General features: G+C 31.7%; 17 protein-coding genes. 11 read left to right on the top strand and 6 right to left on the bottom strand.

From position 1 onward, the window contains the following. The first annotated feature begins 198 nt into the window (after nucleotides 1–198). From L6Q46_RS08005 to L6Q46_RS07995, 3 genes are read left to right on the top strand one after another with little or no spacing between them, the layout of a single operon-like run. Nucleotides 199–957 (top strand): GLPGLI family protein, encoded by a 759-nt coding sequence (locus L6Q46_RS08005; protein WP_291283864.1) that lies wholly within the window; start codon nucleotides 199–201, stop codon nucleotides 955–957. 42 nt (nucleotides 958–999) lie between these two features. After that, entirely contained in the window at nucleotides 1,000–2,367 is a 1,368-nt protein-coding gene (locus tag L6Q46_RS08000; protein ID WP_291283863.1) for a serine hydrolase domain-containing protein, read from the top strand. Nucleotides 2,368–2,369: 2 nt separating this feature from the next. Continuing rightward, nucleotides 2,370–3,080 (top strand): nicotinamide mononucleotide transporter family protein, encoded by a 711-nt coding sequence (locus L6Q46_RS07995; protein ID WP_291283862.1) that lies wholly within the window; start codon nucleotides 2,370–2,372, stop codon nucleotides 3,078–3,080. On the opposite strand, the gene L6Q46_RS07990 is transcribed toward L6Q46_RS07995, so the two are convergent. Beyond that, entirely contained in the window at nucleotides 3,075–4,097 is a 1,023-nt protein-coding gene (locus L6Q46_RS07990) for a LacI family DNA-binding transcriptional regulator (protein WP_291283861.1), read from the bottom strand. The two genes, L6Q46_RS07995 and L6Q46_RS07990, sit on opposite strands and share 6 nt — an antisense overlap. A 198-nt stretch (nucleotides 4,098–4,295) precedes the next feature. On the opposite strand from L6Q46_RS07990, the gene rplM reads away from it, so the two are divergent. The 7 genes from rplM (at nucleotide 4,296) to L6Q46_RS07955 (ending at nucleotide 8,545) form a co-directional block, all read left to right on the top strand. After that, on the top strand, nucleotides 4,296–4,751 hold the full coding sequence (gene rplM / locus L6Q46_RS07985; protein ID WP_026724384.1) for a 50S ribosomal protein L13: 456 nt from the start codon (nucleotides 4,296–4,298) through the stop codon (nucleotides 4,749–4,751). Continuing rightward, on the top strand, nucleotides 4,751–5,137 hold the full coding sequence (gene rpsI, locus L6Q46_RS07980; RefSeq protein WP_111566195.1) for a 30S ribosomal protein S9: 387 nt from the start codon (nucleotides 4,751–4,753) through the stop codon (nucleotides 5,135–5,137). Before rplM ends, rpsI begins: the two co-directional genes overlap by 1 nt. A 175-nt stretch (nucleotides 5,138–5,312) precedes the next feature. Next, nucleotides 5,313–6,074: a 30S ribosomal protein S2 gene (gene rpsB, locus L6Q46_RS07975; RefSeq protein WP_111566196.1), complete on the top strand. Its 762-nt coding sequence runs from the start codon at nucleotides 5,313–5,315 to the stop codon at nucleotides 6,072–6,074. Between the two features lie 136 nt (nucleotides 6,075–6,210). After that, the gene (gene tsf, locus L6Q46_RS07970) at nucleotides 6,211–7,032 is read left to right on the top strand and encodes a translation elongation factor Ts (protein ID WP_111566197.1); all 822 of its coding nucleotides are present in this window, start codon (nucleotides 6,211–6,213) and stop codon (nucleotides 7,030–7,032) included. 92 nt (nucleotides 7,033–7,124) lie between these two features. Next, the gene (locus L6Q46_RS07965; protein WP_291283860.1) at nucleotides 7,125–7,778 is read left to right on the top strand and encodes a queuosine precursor transporter; all 654 of its coding nucleotides are present in this window, start codon (nucleotides 7,125–7,127) and stop codon (nucleotides 7,776–7,778) included. Beyond that, a complete protein-coding gene (locus tag L6Q46_RS07960) occupies nucleotides 7,768–8,328 on the top strand; it encodes a DNA-3-methyladenine glycosylase I (RefSeq protein ID WP_291283859.1) in 561 nt (186 codons plus the stop codon). Before L6Q46_RS07965 ends, L6Q46_RS07960 begins: the two co-directional genes overlap by 11 nt. A 4-nt stretch (nucleotides 8,329–8,332) precedes the next feature. Beyond that, nucleotides 8,333–8,545, top strand: a complete 213-nt coding sequence (locus L6Q46_RS07955; protein WP_291283858.1) for a VF530 family protein — start codon at nucleotides 8,333–8,335, stop codon at nucleotides 8,543–8,545. Between the two features lie 217 nt (nucleotides 8,546–8,762). Here the strand turns inward: L6Q46_RS07955 and aat are convergent, their stop codons facing one another. The 3 genes from aat to L6Q46_RS07940 all read right to left on the bottom strand — a co-directional run bounded on the left by aat (nucleotide 8,763) and on the right by L6Q46_RS07940 (nucleotide 10,766). Next, nucleotides 8,763–9,398, bottom strand: coding sequence for a leucyl/phenylalanyl-tRNA--protein transferase (aat, locus tag L6Q46_RS07950; RefSeq protein ID WP_291283857.1), 636 nt, complete (start codon nucleotides 9,396–9,398; stop codon nucleotides 8,763–8,765). Nucleotides 9,399–9,498: 100 nt separating this feature from the next. Continuing rightward, nucleotides 9,499–9,879 carry a DUF3127 domain-containing protein gene (locus tag L6Q46_RS07945; protein ID WP_026724391.1) on the bottom strand — a complete coding sequence of 127 codons (381 nt, stop codon included), beginning with the start codon at nucleotides 9,877–9,879 and terminating at the stop codon, nucleotides 9,499–9,501. Nucleotides 9,880–9,890: 11 nt separating this feature from the next. After that, nucleotides 9,891–10,766 (bottom strand): flavin reductase family protein, encoded by an 876-nt coding sequence (locus tag L6Q46_RS07940; protein ID WP_291283856.1) that lies wholly within the window; start codon nucleotides 10,764–10,766, stop codon nucleotides 9,891–9,893. Between the two features lie 194 nt (nucleotides 10,767–10,960). Between L6Q46_RS07940 and L6Q46_RS07935 the strand changes: the two genes are divergently transcribed. After that, a complete protein-coding gene (locus L6Q46_RS07935; protein ID WP_291283855.1) occupies nucleotides 10,961–12,109 on the top strand; it encodes a HAMP domain-containing sensor histidine kinase in 1,149 nt (382 codons plus the stop codon). A 27-nt stretch (nucleotides 12,110–12,136) separates the two neighbouring features. Here L6Q46_RS07935 and L6Q46_RS07930 read toward each other — a convergent pair whose 3' ends face one another. Both L6Q46_RS07930 and greA read right to left on the bottom strand, forming a co-directional pair. Beyond that, entirely contained in the window at nucleotides 12,137–12,526 is a 390-nt protein-coding gene (locus L6Q46_RS07930) for an HIT family protein (RefSeq protein WP_291283854.1), read from the bottom strand. Between the two features lie 11 nt (nucleotides 12,527–12,537). After that, a complete protein-coding gene (gene greA / locus L6Q46_RS07925; protein ID WP_111566205.1) occupies nucleotides 12,538–13,014 on the bottom strand; it encodes a transcription elongation factor GreA in 477 nt (158 codons plus the stop codon).

The raw sequence follows: 13,014 nt of genomic DNA, 5'->3' as shown, positions 1-13,014 counted from the left end.
TAATGGCATTGACATTTGTATTACCAAATAAAATTCAATTCTATACTTTTATGGGAATTGTAGCCGTTATTACAATTGTTCCAATTGTGTATTCTTATTTGGAATTTAAAAAAACAAAGACAGACAATAAATTTTAACTAATTTTTCTGACAAATTAATATTTGAAAATATATTTTTAAACCTTTAAAAATAAACATCATGAAAATACTCTCTTTGTTGCTCCTCACTCCTTTTGTTGTTTTTACACAAACTGTAGAAGTTAAATATTATAACAATCAAATTTTTAAATCGGATCAAATTGTAGCACATATTCCTAGAGAAATCAAACCAAACTATGCTCAAAATCACTATTCTTACACTTTAATTAATAGTAATAATAATTCTGTTTTCAAGAATGATAAAATAGTAGAAATTTCAATGGAAAATGACACAATAAATGAAATTGAATTGTATGAAATTTTTGAAAAAAAACATGTTTTGAAAGAAGAAAAATCAAAACCTTTTGATTATTCATCAAAGGAAAGTTTAATCTTCAAAGACTTTAATTCTAAGACTTTAGAATTTGAAAGAAAACTAGAAAACAAAGTTATTGTAAAAGATTCTTTAATCAATTGGGAATGGAAACTAATAAAAGGAACAGAAGAAATCCTTGATTATAAATGTAAAAAGGCAATAACAAACAAATATGGATCAACAAAAACAGCATATTACACTGAAGAAATACCAATTTCAGACGGCCCATTTAATCATTCAGGATTACCTGGCTTAATTTTAAAAATCAGTTCTGATAAAAGCGAAATAATTGCCTACAATATTCAAAAAAAGAAAGAAAATTCTAATGTGGAAAAACCAAATTTTAAAGAAAAAAAACTATCATTAAAAGAATTGGAAAAAGAAATCAACAAATTAAATAATAAATATCAGATTGAATTTGATAATAAAATCAAAAATCAGTAACAAAATAAAATCCTAACTACTAATTAGAAAAATAGAAATGCCATGAAAAAATTACTTCTTTTTGTTTTTACTTTTTCGAGTTTCACTTTTGCACAAGATAAGTTCACCCGAATAGATAGTTTGTTAAACTATTTACATGAAAACAACAAATTCATGGGTTCGTTAACCATTCGTGAAGGTGAAAATGTGGTTTTCAATAAAGCGTATGGGTTTGCCGATGTAGAAAAAAATAGCAAAGCTGATCGTTTAACACGTTATAAAATAGGTTCGATTTCTAAAACTTTCACCGCCGTAATGGTAATGCAATTAATCGAAGAGAAAAAATTGACTTTACAAACCAAATTGAATCGTTTTTACCCGAAAATACCGAATGCTGAAAAGATTTCGATTTACGATTTATTACATCATAGAACTGGAATTGTTGATTACATAAACCAAGATTCTACTTTTCATAAAGTGTTAGATAAAAAACACTCAAAAGAAGATATTTTAAAAGTAATTTCCACTTATAAATCTAATTTTGAACCTGGAAGTAAATACGAATATAGCAATTCAAACTTTTTCATTCTAGGATGTATTATCGAAAAGTTGACTAAAAAATCCTACGCCGAAAATTTACAAAATCGAATCGTTAAAAAAGCCGAACTAGGAACGTACGAAAGTAAAACCGAAATGACTGCTAAAGGTGCGGTTACCAATAAAGTTTTCGTTCCAACTACCTATTACAAAGAAGAAGCAACAAATACGGCAAACAAAGAAAGTTATTCCTATTATTTTGACGGAACAAATTGGGTAAAATCGTTAGAAAATAATAATTCGATTGCATTTGCTTCAGGTGGAATCACTTCAACTCCAGCTGATTTAACGAAGTTTATCCATGCCCTTTTTGAAGGAAAATTAGTTAGCCCAACTTCTTTAGACCAAATGAAAGAAATTAAAGAAGGTTATGGAAAAGCCTTAATTCAGTTTCCATTTGGCGAAAGACGTTTTTACGGTCATGGTGGAAGAATTGAAAATTTCAGTTCGATGTTAGGTTATTATCCAACCGAAAAATTGAGTTTTTCTTTGATTTCAAATGGAGATAATTTTGTACAAAACGATATTATCATTGGAATTTTGAGTATTTATTATAAAATGCCGTTTCCGTTTCCACAATTCATGAAAATGGATAAAGCAGAATTAGCAAAATTCACAGGAACTTATGCTTCAAAAGACATTCCTTTAAAAATTACCGTTTCTGAAAAGAATGGCGAATTATCAGCACAAGCAACAGGACAAGGCGCTTTCCCTTTGACATTTAAAGAAGAAACAACTTTTGTCTTTGCAGCTGCAGGAATTGAAATGGTTTTTGGTGATAAGTCATTTGTGCTAATTCAAGGTGGAATGAAGTTTAACTTTACGAAAGAATAAAGATGCAAAACACTATCGCTACCATCAAAAGTATTACCAATAGCAAATATCTCGATATTATAGGAGTAATTTTAGTGGTGGGCGTTTCGGTGTATTTAGAATATTACAAAACCACTTACGATTTTAGTTTTGACGGAAAAAATTACTCGTTTTACTTGGGTTACTTTTCAATTCTAAACACGTGCTTATCCATGATGGCGACTCGATTGGTCACTAAGAAAAACAACATTGGAAATTTAATCAGCACTTGTAACACCTTGTTAAGTGGAAGTATTGACTATCTTTTGGGGAATATTGGTGCAATTTTAACGTATCCTGTTTCGTTTTTTGGAAACTATTTTGCGTTCCGAATTTGGAAAAAGAAACAATATTTGAATGCTATTGACGGTATCTTTTTCCGAAATATGGCAATTGGTTTACTACTTTCGTTAGCATTGAATTATATTGCTTTCACAACATTTTCAGACAAAGCGATTGATTGGAAATTATTCTTCGCCATAGCTATTCCAGCTGGAATTAGTTTTGGCGGCACCTTTAATATAGGAAGAATGTATCCTGACAATTGGATCAATTGGCAAGTGTATAATTTATTCAAAATTGTACAAAATGTAATGCTGATGAACATTGCCAACACTGCAAAATATGTGTTTTATATGTTCAATGCGATTTTGGGTTACATTACTTGGAAGGATGATAAATCGAAACAACTATAACCTTCTTGTAGATTCTCTCTGACGCAACTCCGTTTTAATAACCACGGTTTGCGGTTGGTAAAACTCGTCTTTAGAATTCAATTTATGGATTAATAATTCAGCTGCTTTAGCTCCAATTTCTGGTGCGTGTTGGCTCACCGTTGATAAACTCGGTGTTAATCGTCTTGACCAAACACCATCAGCAAAACCAATAATATTTAATTCTTGTGGTATTTTGATTCCTTGTTTGAGAGCCATTCGCATAGTCATAGTGGAACTGTGTTCGTCTAAAGCAAAAATCGCATCCATTTTTTTTGAAGAAATTAAGGTTTGTAGTTTTACATCAAAATCTTCAATAGCAGTTTCAAGAACAATCAAACCTTCGTCAATTGACATGTTAGCATCTGTGAGAGCTTTTTTATAACCTTCAAATCGTAATTTCCCAACACTCAAATTATTTACAGTCGAAAGCAAAGCTATTTTTTTACTTCCTAATTTTATTAAATGAGTCGTAGCATCGTAAGCCGAATCAAAATCATCTACAACTACTTTATCGCAATTGATACCATCGGCTACTCTATCAAACATAACAATAGGTGTTCCACTGTTTATAATATCTTTAAAATGTTTGTACTCTTTTAAAGATTGCGTTTCTTCAGCAATAGCAACAATAAAACCATCAATAGTTCCATTGTTCAGCATGTCCATTACTTGTTGTTCTTTGTTGAAAGATTCATTTGAAATCCCAGTAATCACATTATATCCTTTCTCCAAAGCAATTTTTTCAATTCCACTAAAAACTTTCGCAAAAAAAGGATTCAATATATTAGGTATAATTACACCAATAGTATTTGTACGTTGATTTTTTAGGTTCTTGGCAATACTATTTGGTTTGTAATTCTTTAAAGCAGCATACTCTTGAATTTTAATCTTAGTAGCTTCACTAATTTCTGGGCTATCGCTTAATGCTTTAGATACGGTAGAAATTGATACACCAAATTCGAGAGCTATTTGTTTTAGAGTTGCTTTTGCTTTCATATATAAAAAGTTAAGAGGTAAAAATAGTGTATTTCTGTAATTTAAAAAAACAACTTTAAATGAATTTTAGTTAAGCGAATGATGACTAACAGATTAGAAAAAATAATATTTTCAAAAAGGGGTTTGCAATTCTAATAATTAATTGTACTTTTGCACTCCCTTTATTGGGAATGGAATGTTTAATTTAAATTAATTATTGTGAACACATTAAGCTACAAAACAGTATCAGCCAACAAAGCAACTGCAGACAAGCAGTGGATTGTTGTGGACGCTGAAGGGCATAACTTAGGTCGTTTATCTACAAAAGTAGCGATGCTTTTAAGAGGTAAATACAAACCAAGTTATACACCGCACGTTGATTGTGGAGATAACGTAATTGTTATCAACGCAGAAAAAATCAACCTTACTGGTAACAAGTTAGATGACAAAACGTACATCAGACACACAGGTTACCCAGGAGGTCAAAGAAGTTTAACTGCTAGAGTAATGCAACAAAAAAATCCTGCATTATTAGTAGAAAAAGCTATCAAAGGAATGTTACCTAAAAACAAATTAGGTGCTGAATTATTCCGCAATTTAAATGTATATGTAGGGTCTGAGCACAAACATGCGGCTCAATCACCTAAAACCGTTAACCTAAACGATCTTAAGTAATGGGAGTTATTCACAAAATCGGTAGAAGAAAATGCGCTGTTGCACGTGTTTATGTTTCAGAAGGAACAGGAAAAATCACTGTAAACAAAAGAGAATTCACTAACTACTTCCCAACTGCAACTTTACAGTACAAAGTTTTACAACCAATGTCTATGACAGAAAATGTATCAAACTTTGACGTTAAAGTAAACGTATATGGTGGTGGTTCAACAGGACAAGCAGAAGCTGTAAGAATGGCTATTGCTAGAGCAATGTGTGAAGTTGAGGCTGAAAACAGAGCTATCCTTAAACCAGAAGGATTATTAACAAGAGATCCTAGAATGGTTGAACGTAAAAAATTCGGTCAGAAAAAAGCACGTAAGAGATTCCAATTCTCAAAACGTTAATATTCGATATTTATCAGAATATATTTTCAGATTTATTTTTACAATTAAAATTGAATTAAAAACAAAGTTGTCGATATTCCTTGTAAAAAGGGAATTAGTTTAGCATCTAAATTTTCAAGACTAACGCAAGTGACTACTTGAAAATTGCTAATCACGGAACGTAAACTATTACACAATGGCAAACAAAATTGACGTTAAAGAGTTATTAGAAGCAGGTGTACATTTCGGACACATGACTCGTAAATGGGATCCAAACATGGCTCCTTACATTTATATGGAGCGTAATGGTATTCATATCATTAACCTATATAAAACTGCAGCTAAAATTGAAGAAGCTAATGAAGCTTTGAAAAAAATTGCTGCTTCTGGTAGAAAAGTATTATTCGTTGCTACCAAAAAACAAGCGAAAGATATCGTTGCTGAAAAAGCAGCAGCTTGTAACATGCCTTACATCACTGAAAGATGGCCAGGTGGTATGTTAACAAACTTCGTAACTATCCGTAAAGCTGTTAAAAAAATGGCTTCTATTGATAGAATGAAGAAAGACGGTACTTTCATGACTTTATCTAAAAAAGAAAGATTACAAGTTGATCGTTTAAGAGCTAAGTTAGAGAAAAACTTAGGTTCAATTGCAGATATGTCTAGATTACCAGCTGCATTATTCGTAGTTGACGTAAAAGCTGAGCATATCGCTGTTAAAGAAGCTCAAAAATTAAACATTCCAGTGTTCGCAATGGTAGATACGAATTCGGATCCACGTCCAATTGATTTCGTAATTCCTGCAAATGACGATGCTTCTAAATCAATTGAAAAAGTTTTATCATTAGTTTCTTCTGCTATCGTAGAAGGTCTTTCTGATAGAAAAGTTGAAAAAGATGAATTACCAGCTAAAGAAGTAGAAGCTACTGAAGCTCCTGCTACTGAAACTGAAGCATAAATAAATTAATTCCAAGAATTAAATTCCAAATTCCAAACTTGTTCTAACTTTTCGTTAGCAATTTAGTAAAATTGGAATTTGGGATTTAGTAATTGGAATTTTTACTTTTATAAACAACAAATAAAAAAAATACAAAATGGCAAATATTACTGCTGCAGACGTAAATAAATTAAGAACTATCACTGGTGCTGGAATGATGGATTGCAAGAAAGCATTAGTGGAGGCTGAAGGAGATTTCGATTTAGCTATCGAAAACTTAAGAAAAAAAGGTCAAAAAGTAGCTGCTAACCGTTCAGATAGAGAATCTACTGAAGGAGCTGCTGTTGCTGTTATCAATGCTGATAATACTGCTGGAGTTGCAATCACTTTAAACTGTGAAACTGACTTCGTAGGTAAAAATGAAGCATTCGTAAAATTAGCAAACGATTTAGCTAACCAAGCATTAAACTTCGCTACTAAAGAAGAATTATTAGCTTCTGATTTCAACGGAATCACTGTTGCTGAAAAATTAATCGAGCAAACTGGTGTTATTGGAGAAAAAATCGAAATCGGTGCTTTTGAAAAATTAGAAGGTGCTTTCGTAGGATCATACATCCACGCTGGTAAAATTGCTACTTTAGTATCTTTATCTGCTAACGTTGCTGGTGCTGACGAAGCTGCTAAAAACGTTGCAATGCAAGCTGCTGCTATGAACCCAATCGCTTTAAACGAAGCTGGTGTTGATGCTGCAATCATTGAAAAAGAAATCGAAATCGCTAAAGAGCAATTAAGAGCTGAAGGTAAACCAGAAGCAATGTTAGATAACATTTCTAAAGGAAAAATCCAACGTTTCTACAAAGACAATACTTTAGTAAACCAAGATTACATCAAAGATGGTTCTATGAGCGTTGCTGCTTATATTAAATCTGTAGATGCTAACTTAACTGTTACTGGATTTAGTAGAGTTGCTTTAGGATAATTTCCTATTTTAAAATATATAAAAAACTTCAATCTTAGGGTTGAAGTTTTTTTTTATGTTATAATTCGCCTACTTTTGATAAAACAATTGCTATGTTTCAAAGAAGAAAAGATATAATTTACGTTGTTTTAGCAGGAATTTTTATCACCAATGCTTTAGTAGCGGAATTAATTGGCGGAAAACTAATATATATTGGCGATGTAGTCATGAGTTTAGGGATTTTACCTTGGCCTATTGTATTCATCACTACCGATTTAATCAACGAATATTTTGGCGAAAAAGGAGTAAAAAAACTATCCTTTATAACAGCCGGATTAATTGCTTATACTTTTTTCCTGCTACTAATTGGACTTCAGATTCCAGCGGTAAAAGGTGACGGATTAATTACTGACGAACAATTTTCTGCCGTTTTTGGACAAAGTATGTGGATTATCGTTGGAAGTATAACTGCTTTTTTAGTGTCACAATTAATTGATGTTACCATTTTCCATTTTGTAAAAAATCGAACAGGTAAAAAAATGATTTGGCTAAGAAGTACGGGATCAACAGTAATTTCACAACTTTTTGACAGCTTCATCGTTCTAGGTATTGCTTTTTGGCTACCTGGCAAAATTGATACTAAAATGTTCATTGCTTCAGCATTAACAGGTTATGCGGTGAAATTGTTAATTGCAATTGGACTTACTCCTTTAATTTATTTAGGTCATTATTTAATAGAAAAATACTTAGCCAAAGATGGAAAATAAAAAACGATGCGCTTGGTGCGAAAAAGACGATTTATACCGAAATTACCATGATAACGAATGGGGAAAACCCGTTTATAACGATGAAACCATATTCGAATTTTTGATTTTGGAAACGTTTCAAGCGGGATTGAGTTGGTATACTGTTTTAGCAAAAAGAGAAAACTTCAGAAAAGCATTTAATAATTTCGATTTGATTAAAATAGCGAATTATTCAGAAGAAAAAATGGCAGAATTAGCAGAAGATGCTGGAATTATCAGAAACAAATTAAAAATCAAAGCAACTGTTACCAATGCACAAGCTTTTATAAAAGTACAGGAAGAATTTGGAAGTTTCTCTACATACATTTGGGGATTTGTTGATGGAAAACCAATAGACAATAAACCTAATACTTTAAGTGAAGTAAAAGCCACAACTCCAATTTCAGATGCTTTAAGCAAGGATTTGAAAAAACGCGGATTCAAATTTGTAGGTTCAACCGTTATGTACGCACACATGCAGGCTACAGGAATGGTGAATGATCATGTTGTAGATTGCCACACAAGAAAATAAAATTATGAATAACGACCCACTTCACGGAAAATCTTTAAAAACTATTGTAGAACAATTGGTTGATTTTTATGGTTTTGATACTTTGGCAGAACTCATTAACATAAACTGTTTTAAGGAAAATCCATCTGTAAATTCAAGTTTAAAATTCTTAAGAAAAACCGATTGGGCTAGAAAAAAAGTAGAAGAATTATACGTAAGAACGTTGACGAAGTTTTAAAAGAAAAAACTCATAAATACATCTACATTATTTATAATTAGAATGAATATTAAAATTTCAAAAATAATAAAATACAAAAGCTTCCATAAAAAATGAATTTTATTTTTCACGAAGTAATTTACTAAGACAAAAATTACAAAAGTTATTAAAGTCGTAACAAATAAAACAAACAACAATAAAGCACCTATATTTCCAGTTAAAAACACATCATTAATTTTTAAAACTTTAACACCATCAAAAAATCTTCTCTGTCAATTTCTACACAACCTAAACTCGCTAAATGATCATTATAGACTTGACAATCTAACAAATGATAATTGGCTAATTCCAATTGTTTTGCTAAAGCAATGAAAGCAAATTTACTTGCATTTGGTACTTTTGAAAACATACTTTCACCACAAAAAACGTGACCTAAATCAACACCATACAATCCACCAACTAGTTCGTCATCTTGCCAAACTTCTACACTTTTTGCGATACCTAATTCGTGTAATTTGCAATAGGCTTCTACCATATTATTGGTAATCCAAGTGCCTTGCTGGTCTTTTCTAGAAATTTTTTTACAGTTCAGAATTACGTCTCTAAAAGCAGTATTAAATGTAACTTTAAATTTCCTTTGATTGATGATATTTCGCATGCTTTTTGAAATCTTCAAATCTTCAAAAAACAACACCATTCGCTCTGGTGGACTCCACCACAAAATAGGTTCATCATCTTCAAACCATGGAAATATTCCTGATTTATAAGCCAAAAGTAATCGCTCGGGAGACAAATCACCTCCAACAGCTACAATCCCTTCTGGAGAAGCCATTTCTATTGGAGGAAAATATAATTCTTTAGTTAAAAAATACATCTTTTGAGAAAAAAGAGGAAAGAAGATAGAGAAAAGAAAAAACCATTCTTACTTTATTCTGAATGGTTTCTTTGTTCTTGACTCTTTCTTCTATAATCTATTAAAAAGGTAAATCGTCGTGTTCTTCTTCGTTAAAGTTAGTTGCAGGTTCAAAAGCTGCCGCTGGTGGCATTGGTGGCATTTGAGGTGCTGCCGCTGGAGCTTCTGCTTGAACTTTTTCAATTCTCCAGCCTTGGATAGAGTTAAAATATTTAGTTTCTCCTTGCGGATTTACCCACTCTCTTCCTCTTAAATTGATAGACACTTTTACTTGTTCTCCAACATTATAATTGTTTAACAAATCGGTTTTATCTTGTGCAAACTCAATCAAAATATGTTGAGGATATTGCTCTTCTGTAGTCACTACAAGCTCTCTTTTTTTGAAAGAAGCACTTACTTGTTGTACAGGATTAATTAATTTTACTCTTCCTAAAACTTCCATAATACTAAAATTTATTTTTTTGCTAATAACAATTTCCAAGCATCAATTGCTTTTCCATTATCTACATACTCTTTTGCTTTTTGAAATTTTGTATCTAAATCATCTGCACTTAAAACCGCTTTGACCTCAAAATTTTCTTTTACAAATATAGCAATTTCTTCTTCGGTTGGGATATTTTCTATATTTCCTAATCTTGCTAAATCATTCCCTGTAAAATAACCACTTTCTTTAATGAAATCTGGAATCATATCTACACCAATTCCTAAAGTTGTCAAGGGTTTTTCTACTTCAAACATTCCTACATTAGAACGACTGTACCAATTAGCTCCCATTCGGGCAACTAAATCAATTTTATGTTGATCAATCATTCCGTTTGTATCTAAAATAGCTTCGTTAATGTGAATTTTTACAACTTCACAAATCACTAAATTTCCTGCTCCACCTTGGTCTCCTAATGCAATTACGTCATTAATTTTACACTCAAATTGCACCGGACTTTCAGCAACACGGAATGGTTTTACTTTATCAGATTTTAACATCGTAAATCCAGCTTTTTCAAACTCATTCACGCCATCTGGATATTCAGTACTCGATAATGACATTTGTTCTACGATGTCGTAATTCACCACATTAATCACAACTTCTTTAGTGTTTTGAGCGTTGATTAAAGTGTGTTTTGTTGTATTATCGCGCACACGTCTTGCAGGCGAAAAAATTAAAATCGGTGGATTAGAACTGAATACATTAAAGAAACTAAATGGCGATAAATTTGGATTTCCATTACCATCAATAGTACTAGCAAACGCGATAGGTCTTGGCGCTACGGCACTTTGTAAATACCCTTGTAATTTTGCTGGCGCTATTTCTTTTGGATCGATGCTTAACATGTTGAAACTATTTTTTACAAAGATAACAAGAACAAGTTCAATTTCAAGGACAAAAATCAAATGCAGATACAAATTAAATAGCAATCTCAAAACTTCGAGAAATATAAAAACACGAAATAAAGCAAAACAATTCTGTGTAAAAAACAATCCTGAATTTAAAAGGATTTTAGTATTTTTACTTCAAATACGAATACATGCAGTTTTCAGAAAAGCGAAATCTTACGCGATGGTTTATCATATTAGCCTCTTTTTTCATTGTAATTTTAATACTTTGGAATACCTATAACTTTTTCCAAATTTTTAAAAATGAAGAACGCTCAAAAATGGAATATTGGGCAAGTGCGCAAAAAACTTTAGCTAATGCAAATGAACATACAGATGTTGATCTCCCGCTACAAATCATAACTAACAACACTTCTATTCCAATGGTAGTTACGGACAGCAAAGATTCTATTATTAATTATGAAAACATTGATGAAGCAATTACAAATGATACTGTTGCATTAAAAAAATATTTCAACTCGATAAAAAACGATAATCAACCCATAAAAATGCAACTTTCAGAAAAAAGTTATCAATTGGTTTATTATGGAAATTCTCCTTTGCTAAACAAATTAAAATATTACCCAGTTGCGTTATTGCTAATTATTATTTTGTTTGGAGCTGTGGTTTATAATTTTTATCGCGCTACTAAAATGGCGACTCAAAACAAACTCTGGGCTGGAATGGCAAAGGAAACAGCACATCAAATTGGAACTCCTTTATCTTCTTTAATTGGTTGGTTGGAAATTTTAAAAATGGAAAACATTGAAGAAAGCACTATTATTGAAATTGAAAAAGATATTACTCGATTACAAACCATTACAGATAGATTTTCGAAAATAGGAAGCGAACCTGTATTAGAAAAACGTGATATTGTTGAAGATACGAAAAACACGGTTGATTACTTACAAACTAGAGTTTCTCAGCAGGTAAACTTTAATTTTGAAGCACCTCAACATCCTATTTTAGTTGAGATAAATCCGGCATTACATAGTTGGACTATTGAAAATTTAGTCAAAAATGCGATTGATGCAATGAAAGGAAAAGGTAGTTTGAATATCGGAATATCAGAATTAGAAGATATTGTAAAAATTACTATTACTGATACCGGAAAAGGAATCCCAAAAAATCAATTTACAAAAGTTTTTGAACCTGGATTTACAACCAAAAAACGCGGTTGGGGATTAGGATTATCTTTAACTAAAAGAATTGTTCAAGAATACCACAAAGGAAAAATTAAAGTGGCTCATTCAGAAATTGGAAAAGGAACTACAATGCAGATTAGTTATAAAACAGCATAAAAAATCCCGAATGAATCGGGATTAATTTTATAAGTTTGAAGCGATTTGCTTAGCTAAATCTTGAAATTCTTCAGGTGTTAAACTTGTCTTTCTTTGAAAACGCATATCGTCCATATCTTGAAGCGGAATTAAATGTACGTGAACGTGTGGCACTTCTAATCCAACAACAGCAACTCCAATACGTTTGCATTCAACCGATTTTTCAACAGCCTTTGCTACTTTTCTAGAAAACTTCATTAATCCTAAATAATGCTCTTCTTCCATATCAAAGATCTTATTAATCTCTTGCTTTGGAATACATAAAGTATGTCCTTTTGCGTTAGGATTCACATCTAAAAAAGCCAGATAATTTTCATCTTCGGCGATTTTATAACATGGAATTTCTCCGTTTACTATTTTGGTAAAGATACTAGCCATTTTATATAAAATTAGTCTCTTGTAATTTCTAAAACATCAAATTTTAACACACCGTTTGGAACGATGATTTCCGCTACTTCGCCAACAGATTTTCCTAGCAATCCTTTTCCAATAGGAGAAGTCACCGAAATTTTTCCTGTTTTTAAATCCGCTTCACTTTCAGCCACTAATGTGTATTTCATTTCCATACCATTAGCCTGATTTTTAATTTTAACAGTAGACAACACTAACACTTTAGATAAATCTAATTGCGATTCATCAATTAAACGAGCGTTTGCTACTAACTCTTCCATTTTAGAAATTCTCATTTCTAATAAACCTTGTGCTTCTTTAGCTGCATCATACTCTGCATTTTCAGATAAATCTCCTTTATCTCTAGCTTCAGCAATCGCTTGTGACGCTTTTGGGCGTTCTATACTTTTAAGTTGATCTAATTCGTCTCTTAATTTTTTTAATCCTTCTGCGGTGTAATAAGATACTGTACTCAT

The organism is Flavobacterium sp. (genome assembly GCF_023151265.1).
In the GTDB taxonomy this organism is placed as follows: Bacteria; Bacteroidota; Bacteroidia; order Flavobacteriales; family Flavobacteriaceae; genus Flavobacterium.
Note: the sequence above shows the minus strand (reverse complement) of the source record. Positions and strands in the feature narration are given on the sequence as shown.

What these genes read in the sequence shown, in the direction of transcription:
- aat (WP_291283857.1), bottom strand. Translation starts at nt 9,398, where the DNA reads ATGTATTTTTTAACTAAAGAATTATATTTTCCTCCAATAGAAATGGCT.
- L6Q46_RS07935 (WP_291283855.1), top strand. Translation starts at nt 10,961, where the DNA reads ATGCAGTTTTCAGAAAAGCGAAATCTTACGCGATGGTTTATCATATTA.
- L6Q46_RS08000 (WP_291283863.1), top strand. Translation starts at nt 1,000, where the DNA reads ATGAAAAAATTACTTCTTTTTGTTTTTACTTTTTCGAGTTTCACTTTT.
- L6Q46_RS07930 (WP_291283854.1), bottom strand. Translation starts at nt 12,526, where the DNA reads ATGGCTAGTATCTTTACCAAAATAGTAAACGGAGAAATTCCATGTTAT.
- rpsI (WP_111566195.1), top strand. Translation starts at nt 4,751, where the DNA reads ATGGGAGTTATTCACAAAATCGGTAGAAGAAAATGCGCTGTTGCACGT.
- L6Q46_RS08005 (WP_291283864.1), top strand. Translation starts at nt 199, where the DNA reads ATGAAAATACTCTCTTTGTTGCTCCTCACTCCTTTTGTTGTTTTTACA.
- L6Q46_RS07945 (WP_026724391.1), bottom strand. Translation starts at nt 9,879, where the DNA reads ATGGAAGTTTTAGGAAGAGTAAAATTAATTAATCCTGTACAACAAGTA.
- L6Q46_RS07955 (WP_291283858.1), top strand. Translation starts at nt 8,333, where the DNA reads ATGAATAACGACCCACTTCACGGAAAATCTTTAAAAACTATTGTAGAA.
- L6Q46_RS07995 (WP_291283862.1), top strand. Translation starts at nt 2,370, where the DNA reads ATGCAAAACACTATCGCTACCATCAAAAGTATTACCAATAGCAAATAT.
- tsf (WP_111566197.1), top strand. Translation starts at nt 6,211, where the DNA reads ATGGCAAATATTACTGCTGCAGACGTAAATAAATTAAGAACTATCACT.
- greA (WP_111566205.1), bottom strand. Translation starts at nt 13,014, where the DNA reads ATGAGTACAGTATCTTATTACACCGCAGAAGGATTAAAAAAATTAAGA.
- L6Q46_RS07965 (WP_291283860.1), top strand. Translation starts at nt 7,125, where the DNA reads ATGTTTCAAAGAAGAAAAGATATAATTTACGTTGTTTTAGCAGGAATT.
- L6Q46_RS07960 (WP_291283859.1), top strand. Translation starts at nt 7,768, where the DNA reads ATGGAAAATAAAAAACGATGCGCTTGGTGCGAAAAAGACGATTTATAC.
- L6Q46_RS07940 (WP_291283856.1), bottom strand. Translation starts at nt 10,766, where the DNA reads ATGTTAAGCATCGATCCAAAAGAAATAGCGCCAGCAAAATTACAAGGG.
- rpsB (WP_111566196.1), top strand. Translation starts at nt 5,313, where the DNA reads ATGGCAAACAAAATTGACGTTAAAGAGTTATTAGAAGCAGGTGTACAT.
- L6Q46_RS07990 (WP_291283861.1), bottom strand. Translation starts at nt 4,097, where the DNA reads ATGAAAGCAAAAGCAACTCTAAAACAAATAGCTCTCGAATTTGGTGTA.